This is a genomic window from Pseudomonas sp. 8Z (genome assembly GCF_902506535.1).
Lineage (GTDB): Bacteria > Pseudomonadota > Gammaproteobacteria > Pseudomonadales > Pseudomonadaceae > Aquipseudomonas.
Genome location: NZ_LR733825.1, coordinates 236,367 through 255,686, shown reverse-complemented (window position 1 = coordinate 255,686; position 19,320 = coordinate 236,367). Strand labels below are relative to the sequence as shown.

18 protein-coding genes are annotated in these 19,320 nt (G+C 60.9%); 12 read left to right on the top strand and 6 right to left on the bottom strand.

The features are described from left to right. Window positions 1-90: 90 nt before the first annotated feature. Window positions 91-1,545: a tRNA uracil 4-sulfurtransferase ThiI gene (gene thiI, locus AERO9A_RS05450; RefSeq protein WP_159970915.1), complete on the bottom strand. Its 1,455-nt coding sequence runs from the start codon at window positions 1,543-1,545 to the stop codon at window positions 91-93. Window positions 1,546-1,872: 327 nt separating this feature from the next. On the opposite strand from thiI, the gene glnA reads away from it, so the two are divergent. From glnA to ntrC, 5 genes are all read left to right on the top strand, one after another. Continuing rightward, entirely contained in the window at window positions 1,873-3,279 is a 1,407-nt protein-coding gene (gene glnA, locus AERO9A_RS05445; protein WP_159970914.1) for a glutamate--ammonia ligase, read from the top strand. 1,020 nt (window positions 3,280-4,299) lie between these two features. Further along, complete coding sequence (locus AERO9A_RS05440; protein ID WP_159970913.1) at window positions 4,300-4,851, top strand: DUF4124 domain-containing protein; 552 nt, start codon at window positions 4,300-4,302, stop codon at window positions 4,849-4,851. Between the two features lie 8 nt (window positions 4,852-4,859). Then, window positions 4,860-5,480, top strand: a complete 621-nt coding sequence (locus AERO9A_RS05435; RefSeq protein ID WP_372239636.1) for a DUF4124 domain-containing protein — start codon at window positions 4,860-4,862, stop codon at window positions 5,478-5,480. 184 nt (window positions 5,481-5,664) lie between these two features. Then, a complete protein-coding gene (gene glnL, locus AERO9A_RS05430; RefSeq protein ID WP_159970912.1) occupies window positions 5,665-6,753 on the top strand; it encodes a nitrogen regulation protein NR(II) in 1,089 nt (362 codons plus the stop codon). Further along, window positions 6,750-8,183, top strand: coding sequence for a nitrogen regulation protein NR(I) (gene ntrC, locus AERO9A_RS05425; protein WP_159970911.1), 1,434 nt, complete (start codon window positions 6,750-6,752; stop codon window positions 8,181-8,183). Before glnL ends, ntrC begins: the two co-directional genes overlap by 4 nt. A gap of 114 nt (window positions 8,184-8,297) precedes the next feature. Here the strand turns inward: ntrC and AERO9A_RS05420 are convergent, their stop codons facing one another. After that, window positions 8,298-8,957 (bottom strand): DUF2076 domain-containing protein, encoded by a 660-nt coding sequence (locus AERO9A_RS05420; RefSeq protein ID WP_159970910.1) that lies wholly within the window; start codon window positions 8,955-8,957, stop codon window positions 8,298-8,300. A 110-nt stretch (window positions 8,958-9,067) separates the two neighbouring features. Further along, entirely contained in the window at window positions 9,068-9,466 is a 399-nt protein-coding gene (locus AERO9A_RS05415; protein ID WP_159970909.1) for a TM2 domain-containing protein, read from the bottom strand. Window positions 9,467-9,606: 140 nt separating this feature from the next. On the opposite strand from AERO9A_RS05415, the gene AERO9A_RS05410 reads away from it, so the two are divergent. Continuing rightward, complete coding sequence (locus AERO9A_RS05410) at window positions 9,607-10,818, top strand: putative DNA modification/repair radical SAM protein (protein WP_159970908.1); 1,212 nt, start codon at window positions 9,607-9,609, stop codon at window positions 10,816-10,818. Beyond that, a complete protein-coding gene (locus AERO9A_RS05405) occupies window positions 10,818-11,705 on the top strand; it encodes a TIGR03915 family putative DNA repair protein (protein ID WP_159970907.1) in 888 nt (295 codons plus the stop codon). The genes AERO9A_RS05410 and AERO9A_RS05405 overlap by 1 nt, the downstream gene beginning before the upstream one ends. Here AERO9A_RS05405 and AERO9A_RS05400 read toward each other — a convergent pair. Together AERO9A_RS05400 and AERO9A_RS05395 are read right to left on the bottom strand one after the other, a co-directional pair. Beyond that, window positions 11,671-12,816 carry a PilT/PilU family type 4a pilus ATPase gene (locus AERO9A_RS05400; RefSeq protein WP_159970906.1) on the bottom strand — a complete coding sequence of 382 codons (1,146 nt, stop codon included), beginning with the start codon at window positions 12,814-12,816 and terminating at the stop codon, window positions 11,671-11,673. The two genes, AERO9A_RS05405 and AERO9A_RS05400, sit on opposite strands and share 35 nt — an antisense overlap. Before the next feature lie 76 nt (window positions 12,817-12,892). Next, on the bottom strand, window positions 12,893-13,927 hold the full coding sequence (locus AERO9A_RS05395) for a type IV pilus twitching motility protein PilT (RefSeq protein ID WP_159970905.1): 1,035 nt from the start codon (window positions 13,925-13,927) through the stop codon (window positions 12,893-12,895). 65 nt (window positions 13,928-13,992) lie between these two features. Between AERO9A_RS05395 and AERO9A_RS05390 the strand changes: the two genes are divergently transcribed. The 5 genes from AERO9A_RS05390 (at window position 13,993) to AERO9A_RS05370 (ending at window position 18,605) form a co-directional block, all read left to right on the top strand. Next, the gene (locus AERO9A_RS05390) at window positions 13,993-14,688 is read left to right on the top strand and encodes a YggS family pyridoxal phosphate-dependent enzyme (protein ID WP_159970904.1); all 696 of its coding nucleotides are present in this window, start codon (window positions 13,993-13,995) and stop codon (window positions 14,686-14,688) included. A gap of 9 nt (window positions 14,689-14,697) precedes the next feature. Next, window positions 14,698-15,516 (top strand): pyrroline-5-carboxylate reductase, encoded by an 819-nt coding sequence (gene proC, locus AERO9A_RS05385; RefSeq protein WP_159970903.1) that lies wholly within the window; start codon window positions 14,698-14,700, stop codon window positions 15,514-15,516. Window positions 15,517-15,526: 10 nt separating this feature from the next. Further along, window positions 15,527-16,120 (top strand): YggT family protein, encoded by a 594-nt coding sequence (locus tag AERO9A_RS05380; RefSeq protein WP_159970902.1) that lies wholly within the window; start codon window positions 15,527-15,529, stop codon window positions 16,118-16,120. After that, window positions 16,121-16,417: a DUF167 domain-containing protein gene (locus AERO9A_RS05375; RefSeq protein WP_159970901.1), complete on the top strand. Its 297-nt coding sequence runs from the start codon at window positions 16,121-16,123 to the stop codon at window positions 16,415-16,417. Window positions 16,418-16,637: 220 nt separating this feature from the next. After that, window positions 16,638-18,605 carry a dynamin-like GTPase family protein gene (locus AERO9A_RS05370; protein ID WP_159970900.1) on the top strand — a complete coding sequence of 656 codons (1,968 nt, stop codon included), beginning with the start codon at window positions 16,638-16,640 and terminating at the stop codon, window positions 18,603-18,605. A gap of 66 nt (window positions 18,606-18,671) precedes the next feature. Here AERO9A_RS05370 and AERO9A_RS05365 read toward each other — a convergent pair whose 3' ends face one another. Continuing rightward, window positions 18,672-19,319 carry a tetratricopeptide repeat protein gene (locus AERO9A_RS05365; protein ID WP_159970899.1) on the bottom strand — a complete coding sequence of 216 codons (648 nt, stop codon included), beginning with the start codon at window positions 19,317-19,319 and terminating at the stop codon, window positions 18,672-18,674. Between the last annotated feature and the right edge of the window lies 1 nt (window position 19,320).

Genomic DNA, 19,320 nt, shown 5'->3' with positions numbered 1-19,320 from the left:
GTCGTTACAAAAATAGGCCGACGCCTTGTTCAGTGCCGAGCGCTGTCGGGAGGGCGATGGCGGATGCTGCCGCCATTGAGCCCCGGCGTTCTATGCCGGACGATAAACGCGCACATTGGCGTGCCCCTCGCTCAGCAGGTGATGGGCGTGCAGACGACTCATCACACCCTTGTCGCAATACAGCAGGTACTGGCGGTTCTCATCCAGTTCCTTGAATTTGTTGTTCAGCGCGTAGAACGGCAGCGCCTGCACTTCGATGCCGGGGATCTCCAGCGGCTCGTCCTCGGCAGCATCGGGGTGGCGAATGTCGATGACGATTTGCCCGGCCAGCGCTGCGCTGACTTCTTCGACCTTGATGTCCTTGCCCAGCTCGTCGATCACCCGGTCAATCGGCAACTGCGTGGCACGCTCTAGGGCGCGCTCAAGCACCGCCATGTCGAACTGCGTTTCTTCCCTCTCGATGCGGTAACCGCGCGCACGAGTGGTCGGGTTGACCGAAATCACACCGCAGTATTCGGGCATGTTCTTGGCGAACTCGGCGGTGCCGATCTGCGTGGCGGTGTCGATGATGTCTTGCTTGTGGCTAGCGATCAGCGGACGCATGACCAGCATGTCGGTGGCCGAATCGATGACTGCGAGGTTGGTCAGGGTCTGGCTCGATACCTGGCTGATCGCTTCGCCGGTCACCAGCGCTTCGATCTGCAGTTTCTCGGCGATACGGGTGGCGGCGCGCAGCATCATGCGCTTGAGAATAACGCCCATCTGGCTATTGTCGACCTTGCCGAGAATCTCGCCGACCACTTCCTCGAACGGCACACTGATGAACAGCACGCGCTGCGAGCGGCCGAACTTCTGCCAAATATAGTGCGCTACCTCCATCACGCCCAATTCGTGGGCACGACCACCAAGATTGAAGAAGCAGAAGTGGCTGACCAGGCCGCGACGCATCATCTGATAAGCCGCCACGGTAGAGTCGAAGCCGCCGCTCATCAGCACCAGGGTCTGTTCCAGCGAGCCCAACGGGTAGCCGCCAAGGCCTTCGTGACGGTTATGCACCACGAAGAGGCGCTGGTCGCGAATTTCCATACGCACTTCAACGTCCGGCGTCTTCAGATCGATGCCTGCAGCACCGCACTCACGACGCAGGCGCGAGCCGACATGGCGCTCGACATCGATGGAGCTAAACGCATGCTTGCCGCCGCGTTTGCAGCGCACGGCGAAGATCTTGCCCGGCAACTGCTCGGCGTAATGGCGCTTGCAGTGCTCGGTGATGTCGTCCAGATCACCCAACGGGTATTCGTTGACTTCGAGGAACAAACCGATGCCCGGTGTGTTGCGCAGGCGCTCGGTCATTTCTTCGAGCAGGCGCGGATCGTCGAGGTCAGTCTCGACCTCCAGGTTGTCCCAGACACCGGTAACCCGCAGCGCAGGGTCGAGGTCGCGCAGCACGGCGCGAATGTTCTTCCCCAACTGGCGAATGAACTGCTTGCGCACCGGGCGGCTCTTGATGGTGATTTCTGGGAAAACTTTAACGATCAGCTTCATGAAATAGCGCCCGAACAGGCAGCGGAAAAACAGGGGCGCGGATTATAGCGGAAATTGTTCAAGCTTTGACCAAAAATACTGCCAAACAACCTTAATGCACCATAAGAGTGCTCTTCGATATTTCAATGGATCAATCTGGTGCAAAACAATACACAAAGAATGCGCGCAGACCGCGCAACGCCTGACTTTCCGGGGCTCCGTCCATTACAGGGCACTGGCATGCAATTTGCTCCCTTGTGAGGCAGGTCGCCCTGACGGACTATCCCGCCGGGCTTCACCGCATATTCGAGGCTCATCGATAAGAGCCTTTTCCATCTGGAGGAAAACATGTCTAAGGCTGTTCAACTGATCAAAGAACACGACGTGAAGTGGGTTGACCTGCGCTTCACCGACACCAAGGGCAAGCAGCAGCACGTGACCATGCCGGCCCGTGACGCCCTGGACGAAGATTTCTTCGAGCACGGCAAAATGTTCGACGGTTCCTCCATCCATGGCTGGAAAGGCATCGAAGCTTCCGACATGATCCTGTCGCCGGTTGATGAAACCGCCGTTCTGGATCCGTTCACCGAAGAGCCGACCCTGATCATCGTCTGCGACATCATCGAACCGAGCACCATGCAAGGCTATGATCGCGACCCGCGCTCCATCGCCAAGCGCGCCGAGGAATACCTGAAGTCCACCGGTATCGGCGACACCGTATTCGTCGGCCCGGAGCCTGAGTTCTTCATCTTCGACCAAGTTAAGTTCAAGTCCGACATCTCCGGCTCCATGTTCAAGATCTACTCCGAACAAGGCTCCTGGATGACCGACGGCGACATCGAAGGCGGCAACAAAGGCCACCGCCCAGCCGTCAAAGGTGGTTACTTCCCGGTTCCGCCGGTCGATCACGACCACGAAATTCGTACCGCCATGTGCAACGCCCTGGAAGAAATGGGCCTGGTCGTCGAAGTTCACCACCACGAAGTGGCCACTGCCGGTCAGAACGAAATCGGCGTGAAGTTCAACACCCTGGTCAACAAGGCTGACGAAGTTCAGACCCTGAAGTACTGCGTGCACAACGTAGCCGATGCCTATGGCAAAACCGCTACCTTCATGCCGAAGCCGCTGTACGGCGACAACGGCTCGGGCATGCACGTACACATGTCGATCTCCAAAGACGGCAAGAACACCTTCGCAGGCGAAGGCTATGCCGGTCTGTCCGAGACCGCTCTGTACTTCATCGGCGGCATCATCAAGCACGGTAAGGCCCTGAACGGCTTCACCAACCCGTCGACCAACTCCTACAAGCGTCTGGTTCCGGGCTTCGAAGCGCCGGTCATGCTGGCCTACTCGGCTCGCAACCGTTCCGCCTCGATCCGTATTCCGTACGTTTCCAGCCCGAAAGCCCGTCGTATCGAAGCGCGCTTCCCGGATCCGGCTGCCAACCCGTACCTGGCCTTCGCAGCTCTGCTGATGGCCGGCCTGGACGGCATCCAGAACAAGATCCACCCCGGCGATGCCGCTGACAAGAACCTGTACGACCTGCCGCCGGAAGAAGGCAAGCTGATCCCGCAGGTTTGCGGCAGCCTGAAAGAAGCCCTGGAAGAGTTGGACAAGGGCCGTGCGTTCCTGACCAAGGGCGGCGTGTTCTCCGACGACTTTATCGATGCCTACATCGAGCTGAAGTCCGAAGAAGAAATCAAAGTCCGTACCTTCGTACACCCGCTGGAATACGACCTGTACTACAGCGTCTAAGCCAGTCTGCGCCGCCTCGTGCGGCGCACTCGAAAGCCCCGCCCGGCTCTGCCTAGCGGGGCTTTTTTATTATGTGCGGGGGGCGTTTGCTTGAGACCGGACTGGCAAGTTTGCGTGAGCGTGCCTTGGTTTTTGGTGTAAAGCTGTTTATCGCGCTCCGCTGATGGTTCCCGTTTCGCCTCCCGGCGACCTTCTTTTGTCAAACGCCACAAAAGAAGGCAAAAGGTCTTGGCCCTGACATCCGAGCTAGGCGCCCCCGTCCTGCTTCGCCGGGGTTTCGTTACTCGCTTCGCTCGCCCTTCAGGCCAGCCTTCGGCTGTTACTTCGCTTCGCTACGTTTCGCCCCATCGTTGCTCCGAGGGTCGGCGTACATGGGCCGTCCCTGGCCCATTTCGCGGGGCCGCCATCGGTATCTCGTCGCATCCCTGCGGCTCACCACTCTACGCAACGATTCCACTCACCCTCCTGAAGGGGCCATTCGCGCGCCTGAAACTATGGGTTTGATTCGACGACCACAGCGGTTTGCTATTGCTCTTACCAGAGCACTCCCTGCTACACCTGAGTTACCGCAGGTTCAGGCGCGTGCAGAGCCCGCCCAGGAGGGCGAACGGAATCGTCGTGGAAGAGGTCGAGCGACAGGATGTCGCGAGAGCCACGGAGGGCCATGGATGGCCCATCGTGGCGGGCCTCTGGAACGGCGATGGAGTGAGCGAACCCTCGCGCAGCGAGGGCCGGATGAACGGGCGGAGGGTTTGGTTACTTTGCCCGCAAAGTAACTCGCCTGGGAAGGCGAAACCAAAGACATCAACAAGAACGCGGCGATTCAGAACTGAAATCAAAACAACCAACACACAAACTTGCCAGTCCAGTATCGACCAATCACTCCCCCGAGAATGCGAAGAACCCTTCTGATGAAAGCCCCTGGTTTTGCAGGCAAAGCTCACAGCCAAAGCGCCCCACGCTTGCCAGGAAGCACAGGCAGTGCAAGGCTTAGCGCATCGCCCGAGGAAGGATCGGCCCATGCGCCCATTACTCGTCTGTCTGCTGCTCGCCTTGGCCCTGCCGGCCAGCGCGCAGATCTACAAATACACCGATGCCAAAGGCAATACGGTCTTCACCAATCAACCACCGGACGGCACCGCCGCCGAAAGCGTCGAGCTACCCACGACCAATACCGTTGAGATGAAGACACCGAATCCACCGCCAGCAATGCCATCGAGCGAGCAAAAAGCCCAGGCGCGCTACAGCGTTTTACGCCTGCGTGGCCTGCCTGATGAGGCAGCGATGCGTGCCAACAACGGCACATTTAGTGTCAGCGTCGACATCCAGCCCGGCCTGCAACCCGGCCATCGTCTACGCCTGATCCTCGACGGCCAACCCTACGGTCAGGCGAGCACCACGCCGAACCTGCAACTGAACGACATCGCCCGTGGTGAGCACAACCTGGCGGTGGCCGTGCTGGACGGCGAGCAAATCATCCAGCAAAGCATGACCGAGACCTTCACCGTGCAGCGCATCAGCCTCAATAGCCCTGCCCGCGCCCCGGCCGCTGCGCCCAAACCAGGCCCCTGAAAAAACCGATGACGATACGAACGCTTCTGCTGGGCCTGCTGCTACTGATCCAGAGCGCTCAAGCGCAGGTTTATACCTATATCGATGCCGAGGGTAACCGCGTCTTCACCGACAGCCCCCGTAGCAGCGCTGCAGAACGTGTGAGCATTACCCCTGCCAACACAGCGCAGCCGATCCCGCCCCAACCCAGTGCAAAGCCCACACCACCTGCAGTCACCAAGCAGGTGGTGCACTATCAGATGCTGCGCGTGCTGGTGCCAGAACCGGATGCCTCCATTCATAACACCTCAGGCGACATGATCGTCACGCTAACCAGCGAACCCGGCCTGCTACCTGAACACAGCTACCGCCTGTTACTCGACGGCGAGCCGCAGGGCGAGCCCAGCCGCAGCCCAGTCTTTGCGCTACAGAGCGTGGATCGTGGCACGCACCAACTGGTCGGCGAGATCATTGATGCCGCAGGCCTGATCGTCGAGCGAACGCCCGCACAGCCGTTCCACATGCATCGAATGTCGCTCGCGCAGAAGCGCAAAATCAAACCCTGCCAGAAGGACGACTACGGCGTTCGCCCCGAATGCCCACTGAAAGACAAACCCGAAGAAGAAAGCAGCATCCTCCCCTTCCTTTAGAGTTGCACTAAATCAGTGCACACACTCGCACCAAACCGTAATCTGTCACCGTTTTGGGTCGCAATCCTCACCTTGCTGCCCTCTGACTCCGCCCAAAACCCGACCTGTCTCACGAAAAATGCGTCTTTTCGGGGCTTTGGTTTGCTTCTTGCATTTTCCTGCCCATTGCCGGAAAGCACTGCCTATGACCATCAATGACGCGTTGCACCGACTGTTACTCGACAACCTGACCACCGCCACGCTGCTGCTCAATAGCCAACTGTGCCTTGAGTACATGAACCCGGCGGCAGAGATGCTACTGGCCGTTAGCGGCCAGCGCAGCCATGGCCAGTTCATCAGCGAGCTGTTCACCGAATCGCCCGAGGCATTGTCGTCCCTGCGCCAGGCGGTGGAGCAGGCGCACCCATTCAATAAGCGTGAAGCAGTACTTACTTCGGTCACCGGCCAGACCCTGACCGTGGATTACGCTGTCACGCCCTTGTTCAGCAAAGGTGAAACCCTGCTGCTGCTGGAAGTGCATCCGCGTGATCGCCTGCTACGCATCACCAAGGAAGAAGCGCAGCTATCCAAGCAGGAAACCACCAAACTGCTGGTACGCGGCCTGGCCCATGAAATCAAGAACCCGCTTGGCGGCATTCGTGGCGCAGCACAACTGCTCGCGCGTGAGCTGCCCAGCGAGGATCTCAAGGACTACACCAACGTCATCATCGAAGAGGCCGACCGCCTGCGTAACCTGGTCGACCGCATGCTCGGCTCGAACAAGCTGCCGTCACTGGCGATGACCAACGTGCACGAAGTGCTCGAACGCGTCGCCAACCTGATCGAAGCGGAAAGCCAAGGTGGTATCACACTGGTGCGCGACTACGATCCGAGCATCCCTGATGTGCTGATCGATCGTGAGCAGATGATCCAGGCCATGCTCAATATCGTGCGCAACGCCATGCAAGCTATCGCCGGGCAGAAGCACGACATGGGCCTGGGCCGCATCAGCCTGCGCACCCGTACTCTGCGCCAGTTCACCATTGGCCACACGCGCCATCGCCTGGTGGTCAAGGTCGAGATCATCGACAACGGCCCTGGTATCCCTCCAGAGCTACAGGAAACCATCTTCTATCCTATGGTCAGTGGCCGTGCCGACGGCACCGGCCTGGGCCTGGCCATCACCCAGAACATCATCAGCCAGCACCAGGGCCTGATCGAATGCGAGAGCCATCCTGGCCACACCGTGTTCTCGATCTTCCTGCCACTGGAACAAGGAGCCACCACAGCATGAGCCGCAGCGAAACCGTCTGGATTGTCGACGACGATCGTTCCATCCGCTGGGTACTGGAAAAAGCCCTGCAACAAGAAGGCATGACCATTCAGAGCTTCGACAGCGCCGACGGTGTACTGGCTCGTCTGACCCGCCAGCAGCCGGACGTGATCATCTCTGACATTCGCATGCCCGGCTCCAGCGGCCTCGATCTGCTGGCACGCATACGCGAGCTGTATCCGCGCCTGCCGGTGATTATCATGACCGCGCATTCGGATCTGGACAGCGCCGTAGCCAGCTACCAGGGCGGCGCCTTCGAGTACCTGCCCAAGCCGTTCGACGTCGACGAAGCGGTATCGCTGGTCAAGCGCGCCTTCCAGCATGCGCAAGAGCAACAGAGCCTGGCCGCCCCCGCCGCGCAGGCACGCACCCCGGAGATCATCGGCGAAGCACCGGCGATGCAGGAGGTATTCCGCGCCATCGGCCGCCTCAGTCACTCCAATATCACCGTACTGATCAACGGCGAATCGGGCACCGGTAAAGAGCTGGTCGCCCACGCCCTGCACCGCCACAGTCCGCGTGCAGCCGCGCCATTCATTGCCTTGAACATGGCGGCTATCCCCAAGGATCTGATGGAGTCCGAGCTGTTCGGCCACGAGAAAGGCGCCTTCACCGGCGCGGCCAACCAGCGTCGTGGGCGCTTCGAGCAGGCCGATGGCGGCACCTTGTTCCTCGACGAAATTGGCGATATGCCGGCCGACACCCAAACCCGTCTGCTGCGCGTACTGGCCGATGGCGAGTTCTACCGCGTCGGCGGTCATACGCCGGTCAAGGTGGACGTGCGTATCATCGCCGCCACCCACCAGAATCTGGAAACCCTGGTGCAGGCTGGCAAGTTCCGTGAGGACTTGTTCCACCGCCTCAACGTCATCCGCATCCACATCCCACGCCTGGCCGACCGCCGCGAGGATATCCCCACGCTGGCCAATCACTTCCTCGCCCGCGCCGCGCAGGAACTGGCGGTCGAGCCCAAGCTGCTCAAGAGCGAAACCGAGGATTACCTCAAGCACCTGCCCTGGCCGGGCAACGTGCGCCAGTTGGAAAACACCTGCCGCTGGATCACCGTCATGGCTTCGGGCCGTGAGGTGCATGTCGACGACCTGCCGCCGGAACTGCTGACCCAGCCGCAGGACGCCGCCCCAGTAACCAACTGGGAGCAGGCCCTGCGCCTGTGGGCCGACCAGGCCCTGGCCCGTGGCCAGTCCAACCTGCTCGATGTCGCCGTGCCGGCCTTCGAACGCATCATGATCGAGACCGCACTCAAGCACACCGCTGGCCGCCGCCGCGATGCCGCTCTGCTGCTGGGTTGGGGCCGCAACACCCTGACGCGCAAGATCAAGGAGCTGGGCATGAAGGTCGACGGCGGGGATGACGAGGATAGCGACGACTGAGTCGTCAGGCGGATGACCGCAGCCACGACGCTGCAGTCATCCGCACCGCAACAGACCGCAGAACAACCACCAGCGTTGCCATTATCGCTTCGCCTGCAGCCTCTCAACGCTCAATTAACTGAAGAAACTGTCGCCGCCGTCATCGCCGCCATCGAAGAAATCCGCGCTGTCGAAGTGACCGCCATCGGCGAAAGCATCATCAGACGTGCCAGCGTCAAAGCTGGTGGGTTCCAGAGGCTGCGGGGCTTCGACCACCTCGACGATTTCCGCCGGGCTACCGTGCTGAAACAAGCCTCCGAGCATTTCAGCCATCATCATGCCGCCTGCCACACCTGCCGCCGTCTGCAAGGCGCCACGCATGAAACCACCGCCCTGCCCAGGTAAAGCGGCAGATTGCGCCAGACGCGGATCAGAACCAGGCGCTGCCTGGGAAAAACGCGTCTGCCCCCATCCTGCCGGGGGCGCGCTGTGCGGCGCTGGCGCCTCACGCGATCCCCCGCCAAACAACCCGGAAAGAAAGCCACCGCTACTGGGGCGCTGCGCCTGCATCTCAGCCAGTTGCGCTTCCAGCTCCTTGACCCGCTGATCCTGGCGCTTGAGCGCAGCTTCCTGAATCAGGATGGTCTGCGCCATGTAATAAGGCGCTGCTGGCTGACGCGCAACATGCTCGGCGATGCAAGCATCGGCCTCGGCATCACGGGCGGCACTCTGCTGCTGCGCATCACGCAAACGCGAGAACAGACCATCGATCAGGGTTCGCTCTTCGGAATTCATAAGGGCCTCGACTGAACTATGCGATGACACGTCCATGCAGAAATTCCCTGACAGGCAAACGCCTCACTCAGAGGCGTTTGAACAAGACGCCAGCATGCAGTTCCCGCCACTCAAGCACGCCGAGCGTTGTGCACGGAAATCTGCGAGTTGAGCGTCCAGAAGTCGTAGAGCACACCGACCAGGAACAGGCCGCCAGTCAGCAGGTAGATGATCCCGGTGATCCACTTGCCCTGATACATGCGGTGCACGCCGAACACGCCGAGAAAAGTCAGCAGAATCCAGGCCAGGTTGTAATCGGTCTCGCCAGCGTTAAAGCGCAGATCCGCCTCACGGTCCATCGCCGGAATCAGAAACAGGTCGATGATCCAGCCGATGAAGAACAAGCCCAAGGTGAAGAACCAGATGGTGCCGGTCACCGGCTTGCCGTAGTAAAAACGGTGCGAACCAAGGAAGCCGAATATCCAGAGCAGATAGCCGATTACCTTGCTGTGGGTGTCCTGTCGGTGCATGACAAACTCCTTGTGCAATGTATAACTTCAGACGCTCAGGCCCTGACGAAGGTTTCATCTGCGTCAACGACAGCATGAACGACTTGATCCTTGCATCATCGCCATATACTGTACAAAAAAACAGTATCGATATCCGCACCATGCAATTGATCGAGAAGCTCACCATCCTCGCCGACGCCGCCAAGTACGACGCCTCCTGCGCCAGCAGCGGCGCGCCCAAACGCAGTTCCAAGGGCCAGGATGGCATAGGCTCGACCAACGGCATGGGCATCTGCCACAGCTACACGCCGGACGGGCGCTGCGTGGCGTTGCTGAAGATCCTGCTGACCAACTTCTGCCTGTACGACTGCCAATACTGCATCAACCGCCGCTCCAGCGACGTGCCACGGGCGCGCTTCACCCCCGAGGAAGTGGTGACGCTGACCCTCGACTTCTACAAGCGCAACTGCGTCAGCGGGCTGTTCCTCAGCTCCGGCATCATCCGCTCGGCGGACTACACCATGGAGCAACTCAACCGCGTCGCCAAGCTGCTGCGCGAAGAGCATCAGTTCCGTGGCTACATCCACCTCAAGACCATCCCCGACGCCGCACCCGAGCTGATTGCCGAGGCTGGCCGCTATGCCGACCGCCTCAGCGTCAATATCGAACTCCCCACCGAGACCAGCCTGGTGCGCCTCGCACCGGAAAAGAACGTCGCCAGCATCCACCAGGCCATGCAGCACATTCACCTGGGTGAGCGCGAGGCCAAGGAAGAACGCCGCGCACCGCGCTTCGCCCCGGCCGGGCAAAGCACGCAAATGATCGTCGGCGCCGATGCCACCGACGACAGCACCATCCTGCACAACGCGCAGAGCCTGTATCAGGACTACCGCCTGCGCCGCGTCTACTACTCGGCGTTCAGCCCGATTCCGCAGAGCCCGAAGACGGTGCCGTTCGAGGCACCGCCGCTGCTGCGCGAGCATCGCCTGTATCAGGCGGACTTTCTCATGCGCGGCTACGGTTTCAGCGCCACCGAACTACTCGCCAGCCCCGGTAACCTGGCGCTGGACATCGACCCCAAGCTGGCCTGGGCGCTGGCCAATCGCGAACAGTTTCCGGTGGATCTGAACCGTGCCGACGAATCACTGATCGCCCGCGTACCCGGCATCGGCGTGCTCAGCGCACGGCGCCTGGGTGCGCTGCGGCGCGAACGACGCATCCGCTTCGAGGATCTGACGCGCCTGCGCTGTGTACTGGAAAAGGCCAAGCCGTTCATCGTCACCCAGGACTACCGGCCACCGCGCGCCGAACACGAATCCATGGTGCTGCGCCAGCAACTGCGCGACACCCCGGCACAGATGGCATTGTGGTGATGCACAGCCTGCGTTTCGACGGCACGTTCGCCACCTGGCGCCAGGCCGCGCGCCGCGCACTGCTGCAGAACCTGGCGCCACACCAATTGCAGTGGCTGGACGAAGAAGCCGCGCCCGGCCTATTTGATGAAACGGCCGAGCGAGCGCCGGAACCAAGTGGCCGCCTGCGCGTGTCCCCCGAACTGCTGGAGCTGCTGGAGAGCGCCGCGCAATACCGTGGCGAGGAACGCTGGAGCCTGCTCTACCGCGTGCTTTGGCGCTTCGTGCAGGGCGAACGCAGTGCCGTGCTAGCAGGCGACCCGGATGGCAGCGAGCTGCAGCGTCGGCTCAAGGCGGTGCGCCGCGAAGCGCATCATCTGCATGCCTTCGTGCGCTTCCAGCCATGCAAGGCACAAGGCGCACCGGACTTCGTCGCCTGGTTCGAGCCGGCGCACGACATCCTTGCCTCGGCCAGCGGCCACTTCGCCGAACGCCTGGGCAAGCACAGTTGGCTGATCGCCACACCGCGTGATGGCGTGTTCTGGGATGGCCAGCACCTGCGCCACGAACGCCGCTGCCCGAGGCAGTGGCAAGACTGGGCGCAACAACCCGAGGATGATGGCCAGGCGCTGTGGCGTGCTTACTACGGCAGCACCTTCAACCCGGCACGACTGAACCGCACGGCGATGCAGCAGCATCTGCCTCTGCGCTTCTGGAAGCACCTGCCGGAAGGGTCGCTGATTCCGCAATTGATGAGCGAGGCGCGCGCCGGGGCGCAACGCGATGGTCAGGCATTGGTGCTGGCCGGCAGAAAGGGCAAACGCATTGCCCAAATGAACGAAGGGGACGCCTCGCGTCCCCCGTCTGGCAACGTCAGCGAAAGCGACGCCCCGGATCTTCCTCACTGATTTCCAGCGACAAGCCCTGAGCCATACTGGTCAGGTGATCGCCGTCAGTTTCCGAACCGAGCTTGATCATCAGACGCAGATCGTTGGCCGAGTCAGCATAGAGCAGCGCATCCTCATAGGTGATTTCACCCTGGGTGTAGAGGTTGTACAGCGCCTGGTCGAAGGTCTGCATGCCCTGCTCGGTCGAACGCTTCATCAAACCCTTGAGCTCGTGCACCTCGCCCTTGCGGATCAGGTCGGCAGCCAGCGGGGTGTTGATCAGCACCTCGATCACCGCGCGACGCCCCTTGCCATCCGGGGTCGGCACCAGTTGCTGGGCGACGATGGCCTTGAGGTTGAGCGACAGATCCATCCAGACCTGATTGTGTCGATCCGGCGGGAAGAAGTTGATGATCCGATCCAGCGCCTGGTTGGCGTTGTTGGCGTGCAGGGTGGCCAGGCACAGGTGGCCGGTTTCGGCGAAGGCCACGGCATGGTCCATGGTCTCGCGCGAACGCACCTCGCCAATAAGGATCACGTCGGGCGCCTGGCGCAGGGTGTTCTTCAGCGCCACCTCGAAGGACTCGGTGTCCAAACCGACTTCGCGCTGGGTGACGATGCAGCTCTGGTGCTGATGGATGTATTCGATCGGGTCTTCGATGGAGATGATATGACCGCTGCTGTTCTTGTTGCGGTAGCCAATCATCGCCGCCAGCGAGGTGGATTTACCGGTGCCGGTGGCGCCGACGAACAACACCAGGCCGCGCTTGGTCAGCGCCAGCTTCTTCAGCACTTCCGGCAACTTGAGTTCATCGAGGGTGGGAATGTTGGTCTCGATGCGGCGCAGCACCATGCCCACCAGGTTGCGCTGGTAGAAGGCACTGACGCGGAAACGGCCGATGCCGCGCGCGCTGATGGCGAAGTTGCACTCGTGATTTTCGGCGAAGTCGCGGCGCTGCGCGTCGTTCATCACGCCCAGTACGGTTTCGCGGGTCTGCTCCGGCGACATGGGGTTCTTGGTCACGGGCATGATCTTGCCGTTGACCTTCATCGAAGGCGGTACGCCCGCCGTGATGAACAGGTCTGAACCGCCCTTTTCTACCATCAGGCGCAACAGTTTTTCGAATTCCATCGTCGCTCTCGCAGGTGCTTACGCAGTATCGCTCGGTCAGCATGAGGCGAGCATCAAGCACCCGCCGCGCCGAGGGTCAGAAATTTTCCGGGGTTTTAGACTTCTCGCGCGCGCTGTCGCGGCTGACCACCCCCTTGGCTACCAGGTTTTTCAGGCAGGCGTCGAGGGTCTGCATGCCCAGCGCACCACCGGTCTGGATCGCCGAATACATCTGCGCCACCTTGTCCTCGCGGATCAGGTTACGGATGGCTGGCGTGCCGATCATGATTTCGTGGGCCGCGACGCGACCACCGCCGACCTTCTTTAGCAAAGTCTGCGAGATCACCGCTTGCAGCGATTCGGAAAGCATCGAGCGCACCATCGACTTTTCCTCGGCCGGGAACACGTCGACCACACGGTCGATGGTCTTGGCTGCGGAGGTGGTGTGCAGGGTGCCGAATACCAAGTGACCGGTTTCCGCCGCGGTCAGCGCCAGGCGGATGGTTTCCAGGTCACGCATCTCGCCAACCAGGATGATGTCCGGGTCTTCCCGCAGTGCCGAACGCAGCGCTTCGGAGAAGCCGTGGGTGTCGCGGTGTACTTCGCGCTGATTGACCAGGCACTTCTTCGACTCGTGAACGAATTCAATCGGGTCTTCGATGGTGAGGATGTGGTGATATTTGTTGCTGTTGAGGTAATCGAGCATCGCCGCCAGGGTGGTCGACTTGCCCGAGCCGGTCGGACCGGTGACCAGCACCAGGCCGCGCGGCACATCGGTGATCTTGCGGAACACCTCGCCCATGCCGAGATCCTCCATGGTCAGCACCTTGGAGGGAATGGTACGAAATACCGCACCAGCGCCACGATTCTGATTGAACGCGTTGACCCGGAAACGCGCGACGCCCGGCACTTCGAAGGAGAAGTCGGTTTCGAGGAATTCCTCGTAATCCTTGCGCTGCTTGTCGTTCATGATGTCGTAGATCAGCGCGTGCACCTGCTTGTGATCCAACGGCGGCAGGTTGATGCGGCGCACGTCGCCGTCGACACGAATCATCGGCGGCAGGCCGGCCGAGAGGTGCAAATCCGACGCGCCTTGCTTGGCGCTGAAGGCAAGCAGCTCGGTAATATCCATGGGACTCCCCAATTGCAGGCAAGCAGGTAGAATGCCGCGAACGCTTAAAGGCCGGGCCGCAAGTAATGTCCACGATAGCAGAGAATATTGCAAAGGTCGGAGCGCGCATCCGTGAGGCGGCGCAAGCATCGCAGCGCGATCCGCTACAAATTGGCCTGCTCGCCGTGAGCAAGACCAAACCCGCCGAGGCCGTCCGCGAGGCGCATGCCGCCGGAATCCGCGACTTCGGCGAGAACTACCTGCAGGAAGCGCTGGAAAAACAGACCACGCTGAGCGATCTGCCCTTGATCTGGCACTTCATCGGCCCCATTCAGTCGAACAAGACCCGGCCCATCGCCGAGCATTTCGACTGGGTACATTCGGTGGATCGCCTGAAAATCGCACAACGCCTGTCCGATCAGCGCCCGGCTCATCTACCGCCGCTGAATATCTGCCTGCAGGTCAATGTTAGCGGCGAGGACAGCAAGTCCGGCTGCAGCCCCACCGAACTGGCGGAGTTGGCACGCACCGTAACAGCGCTGCCGAACCTGCGCCTGCGCGGACTGATGGCAATTCCCGAACCCACCGACGACATCGCCGCACAACACGCGGCCTTCGCCCGTTTGCGCCAGCTACGTGATGATCTGGCGCTCGACCTCGATACCCTGTCCATGGGCATGAGCCATGACCTGGAAGCCGCCATCGCCGAAGGCGCCACCTGGGTCCGCATCGGCACCGCCCTGTTCGGTGCCCGTGATTACGGCCAGCCCGCCCATCCATAAGGAAGCCCTATGAACCATCCGATCATTGCCTTCGTCGGCGCCGGCAACATGGCAGCCAGCCTAATTGGCGGCATGCGCGCACAAGGCGTGCCCGCCGATGCCATCCGCGCCAGCGAGCCGGGCGCTGAGCAACGTGGCCGCCTGCAGCAGCAACATGGCATCGCCCTGTTCAGCGATAACGCCGAAGCTATCACGGGTGCCGACCTGATCGTGCTGGCGGTCAAGCCGCAGGTGATGAAAGCGGTTTGCCTGGATCTGGCGCCGCACCTCACCGCCAATCAGGTCATCGTCTCCATTGCCGCCGGCATCAGTTGCGCCAGCCTGGAGCAGTGGCTGGGCGAGCGCGCCGTGGTGCGCTGCATGCCCAACACCCCGGCGCTGCTGCGCCAGGGCGTTTCCGGCCTGTTCGCCAATCCACGCGTCAGCCCCGAGCAAAAGGCCCAGGCCGAGCAGGTGCTGAGCGCTGTCGGCCTGGCCCTGTGGCTGGACGACGAAGCCCAACTGGACGCCGTGACTGCCGTATCCGGCAGCGGCCCGGCCTATTTCTTCCTGCTGATCGAAGCCATGACCGCCGCCGGGGAAAAACTCGGCCTGCCGCGCGAAACGGCGGCACAACTGAGCATCCAGACCGCACTGGGCGCCGCGCGCATGGCCAGCGAGAGCGACGTAGACGCCGCCGAACTGCGCCGACGCGTAACCTCGCCGAACGGAACCACCGAAGCGGCGATCAAAGCCTTCCAAGCCGGCGGTTTCGAAGCCCTGGTCGAGCAGGCGCTCAACGCGGCCGCCAATCGCTCAGCCGAACTCGCCGAACAACTGGGTCAATAAGGAAGCACATATGTCCGGACTCATCGAAGCCCTCATCTACATCATCCAGACGCTCGGCAGCCTCTACCTTCTGATCGTGCTGCTGCGCTTCATCCTGCAACTGGTGCGCGCCGACTTTTACAACCCGCTCAGCCAGTTCGTGGTCAAGGCCACCAAACCGCTGCTGACCCCACTGCGGCGCATCATTCCAGGCTTCGCCGGGCTCGACCTGGCCTCGCTGACCCTCGCCATCCTGGTGCAACTGCTGCTGATGGTGGTGACGTTGACCCTGATGGGCTACAACGTCGGCGGCTTCATCCTGCAGCTTCTGGTGTGGTCGGTGATTGGCGTTACCTCGCTGTTTCTCAAGGTGTTCTTCTTCGCCATGATCATCAGCGTGATCCTCTCCTGGGTCGCTCCGGGCAGCTACAACCCCGGCGCGCAACTGGTCAACCAGATCTGCGAACCGCTGCTGGCGCCCTTCCGCCGTCTGCTGCCAAACCTGGGCGGCCTGGATATCTCGCCGATCTTCGCCTTCATCGCCATCAACCTGGCGGATCGCTTCATCATTGGCGGGCTGGCGGCTTACACCGGCATGCCACCAATGCTCAGCCCCTTCCTCTGAGTGGCGAGCTACTTTCGCTGGGACGGCGACGATCTGATCCTCGACTGCCACCTGCAGCCCAAAGCGAGCAAGGATGAGTTCGCCGGGCTGCACGGTGAGCGGCTGAAAATCCGCCTCACCGCACCGCCAGTCGACGGCAAGGCCAATGCCCACTTGCAGGCATTCCTGGCCAAGGCCTTCGGCGTAGCCAAAAGCCAGATCACGCTGGAAAGCGGCGAGCTGAACCGACAGAAACGCCTGCGCATTCGAGCACCGCAGCAGCTTCCTCCCCTAGACGGGCTGCAGCGCCCAAACTGACAGCCCAAGCGACCGCTCACACCCCATACCTGACCATAAAGCGGACGGCGAATCGCGCCAATTGACGCGCCTCGCAACGCCCGCATAATGCTCTACGCGCCAATCAAAACGCGTACATCCACGACAATGGCAGGTGAAAGGGCAATACAGCTCCAGCCACCCACACCCATGCCATCACCCCAATCCTTATGCGGCAAGCATGTCCGAAAGGAGATTCAGGATGAGCATGGAACGTCTCAGTCAGCAGGTCGATGCCTATGTCACCTGGAAGCGTGAGCTGATTCGCGAGATCACCCGTTACCGCAGTTGGCTGGAGCACAACCGCCTCAACTCAGATGCCGTAGCCGCCAAGCTCGAACGCGCGCTCAAGCTCTTGCGCATCGACCACATCACCCTGGCCTTCGTCGGCGAGTTCTCGCGCGGCAAGACCGAGCTGATCAACAGCCTGTTCTTCTCCGAATACGGCCAACGCATGCTGCCCTCGCATGCCGGGCGCACCACCATGTGCCCGACCGAGCTGTTCTTCGACCCACGCTCCGAGCACGCCTACATCCGCCTGCTGCCCATCGAAACACGCAGCACCTCAGCCAGCGTCGCCCAGTTCAAGCGCATTCCACGGCATTGGGTGAATATCCCGCTGGATACCAGCGATACCAACAACATGACCCAGGCCTTCGCTCAGGTAGCCAAAACCAAAGTCATGCCCGTAGAGCAGGCCATTCAGCTCGGCTTCGACCCTGACATGCTGGAAAGCACCGGCAAGCGTGGTCAGGTGCTGGTGCCCGCCTGGCGCCACGCCATGGTCAACTTCGACCACCCGCTGCTGCGCCAGGGCCTGCGCATCCTAGATACGCCGGGCCTCAATGCCCTCGGCAGCGAGCCCGAACTGACCCTGTCGATGCTGCCCAATGCCCAGGCGATCATCTTCCTGCTGGCTGCTGACACCGGCGTTACAGCCAGCGACATGGACATCTGGCAGCAGCACGTCCGCCAGCTCGACGAAGACGCGCAGAGCAACCTGTTCGCCGTGCTCAACAAGATCGATGTGCTCTGGGACGACCTGGCAGGCGACGCCTTCGTGCACGACGCCATCGCTCAGATCCAGAGCAATACCGCCAAACAGCTTGGACTGAATCAGGACGATGTTCTGCCACTATCGGCCAAGCAGGCACTACTCGCCAAAGTACGTGGCGACGAGGCCTTATTGGCCCGCAGCCAAATGGCCGCACTGGAAAACCTGCTGTGCGAACGTATCGTCACGCAAAAAGAGCGCTTGCTCGAAGAACAGGTGGTGCGTCAGGTACTCGCCCTGCTCAACAACAGCCAGCACGTACTGGGCCTGCGCCTGCAGAAAGTCAGCGAACAGCTCGCCCTGCTCGGCAACCACCAACAAGACAACGGCCAGTTACTACTCGACCTGACCGCCAAAACCAAGGAAGACCACAGCCTGCACCACAAACGCCTGCTCGGTCTGAAAACCAACCAGCGCCTGCTGCAGCGCCAGGGTCAGTTACTGCGTCACAGCGTGCGCGCCGAACGCCTACAAGAACACCTGGAGAAGGTACGCCGTAACCTCACCGGCAGTTGGACGACGCTGGGCATCAACCAGGCTATCGTGCAGTTCTTTCAAGCCGTCGAGCAGGACTTACACAACCTGCAGCATGAAGCCGACATGGCCAACAAAATGGTCGCGGCCATCTACCAACGGCATAACGAAGAAAACCCACTTAACGGCGTAGACGCTCCGCAGTTCCAGCTCAAACGCTACTGGCGCGAACTGCGCCAATTGCAGAGCAAAGGCGATCAATTCCGCCTGCATTTGAAAAACCTGCTCACCGAACAACGCAGCCTCACCCGCCGTTTCTTCGCCACCCTGGCCCAGGAAACCATCGGCCTACACCAGCGCGTGCGCCAGGATGCCGAGCACTGGGCCGCAGACGCCCTGATGCCGCTGATGCAAAACACCCTGGAACACAAACAGATGCTGGAAAGCCACATGCTTCGCCTCAAGGCCCTGGCCCAAGAAACCCAGCAAAGCCGCAAGCGCAGCGAACAGCTCGCGCGCTACAAGGAAGAACTGGAGCAACAGCTAGCCCAGGCGGCCGACATGCTGCGCGTACTGCGCCGCCCGGCGCCGGTACAGCGCCAAGGCAAGGTGGTTAGCTTGCCGGTGGCGGCGCGGGGGTAAGAGTGTTGGGGTGAGAGGTATTGCTGTTGCTGCAGCGTGCCTCGTTCTAGATCACTGGCTTGCTAGTCAGGAGAAGTGATGCACGCTAGCTCTACTTCGCCCGCCCCGCATCATTGCATTCGCTTGACCATTTTCTGCTGCTGCCCTATACCATTTCTCCACTGCCTCCTGACGGGCACTTGACGAAAAAAACCAGCCTTTTCCGTTTTTGTAGTAGTTGGCAAGTTGGTATTGTCCTACAGGCGATCCTGCTTCCGCAGCCTTCTTCAGCCAATCTGCATCGCCGGTAACGGCGTACATTTGGCTCATGGCTTGCAAATCACCCTTTTTTGTCCGCTCAAGTCCTTCTTTATAGGCACGCTGCCGCCAGTAATCCTGATCTTGGGAGCATGTTTCTAAAGTGCCGCACAGGTCGCGCTTGCTAGCCAGCCGCAACATGGCGTGGATATCTCCCTGTTCAGCAGCAGCTTGATACCACTTCTGTGCTTCAGCAGTCATATAGCGTTTGGATAAACGTAACGCCTCTCCCAAATAATATTGGGCTTCGCGGTCACCTGCTTCAGCGGCTTCACGCAAGAATGGCTGAGAGTCTATCCAGGAGCCCTGTTTATAAATCGCTAAGCCATGATCGCGAGCTGCTTGCTGTTGCGGAGAGAGCCCTGCATTTACCACACCGACGAACATACAGAAGATTAAGGCCAGAACTCGTGACAAC

Coding starts and splice junctions, on each gene's coding strand:
- ntrC (WP_159970911.1), top strand. CDS start 6,750: ATGAGCCGCAGCGAAACCGTCTGGATTGTCGACGACGATCGTTCCATC.
- proC (WP_159970903.1), top strand. CDS start 14,698: ATGAACCATCCGATCATTGCCTTCGTCGGCGCCGGCAACATGGCAGCC.
- AERO9A_RS05370 (WP_159970900.1), top strand. CDS start 16,638: ATGAGCATGGAACGTCTCAGTCAGCAGGTCGATGCCTATGTCACCTGG.
- AERO9A_RS05400 (WP_159970906.1), bottom strand. CDS start 12,816: ATGGAATTCGAAAAACTGTTGCGCCTGATGGTAGAAAAGGGCGGTTCA.
- AERO9A_RS05390 (WP_159970904.1), top strand. CDS start 13,993: ATGTCCACGATAGCAGAGAATATTGCAAAGGTCGGAGCGCGCATCCGT.
- AERO9A_RS05380 (WP_159970902.1), top strand. CDS start 15,527: ATGTCCGGACTCATCGAAGCCCTCATCTACATCATCCAGACGCTCGGC.
- AERO9A_RS05410 (WP_159970908.1), top strand. CDS start 9,607: ATGCAATTGATCGAGAAGCTCACCATCCTCGCCGACGCCGCCAAGTAC.
- AERO9A_RS05420 (WP_159970910.1), bottom strand. CDS start 8,957: ATGAATTCCGAAGAGCGAACCCTGATCGATGGTCTGTTCTCGCGTTTG.
- glnL (WP_159970912.1), top strand. CDS start 5,665: ATGACCATCAATGACGCGTTGCACCGACTGTTACTCGACAACCTGACC.
- AERO9A_RS05435 (WP_372239636.1), top strand. CDS start 4,860: ATGACGATACGAACGCTTCTGCTGGGCCTGCTGCTACTGATCCAGAGC.
- AERO9A_RS05395 (WP_159970905.1), bottom strand. CDS start 13,927: ATGGATATTACCGAGCTGCTTGCCTTCAGCGCCAAGCAAGGCGCGTCG.
- thiI (WP_159970915.1), bottom strand. CDS start 1,545: ATGAAGCTGATCGTTAAAGTTTTCCCAGAAATCACCATCAAGAGCCGC.
- AERO9A_RS05440 (WP_159970913.1), top strand. CDS start 4,300: ATGCGCCCATTACTCGTCTGTCTGCTGCTCGCCTTGGCCCTGCCGGCC.
- AERO9A_RS05405 (WP_159970907.1), top strand. CDS start 10,818: ATGCACAGCCTGCGTTTCGACGGCACGTTCGCCACCTGGCGCCAGGCC.
- AERO9A_RS05415 (WP_159970909.1), bottom strand. CDS start 9,466: ATGCACCGACAGGACACCCACAGCAAGGTAATCGGCTATCTGCTCTGG.
- glnA (WP_159970914.1), top strand. CDS start 1,873: ATGTCTAAGGCTGTTCAACTGATCAAAGAACACGACGTGAAGTGGGTT.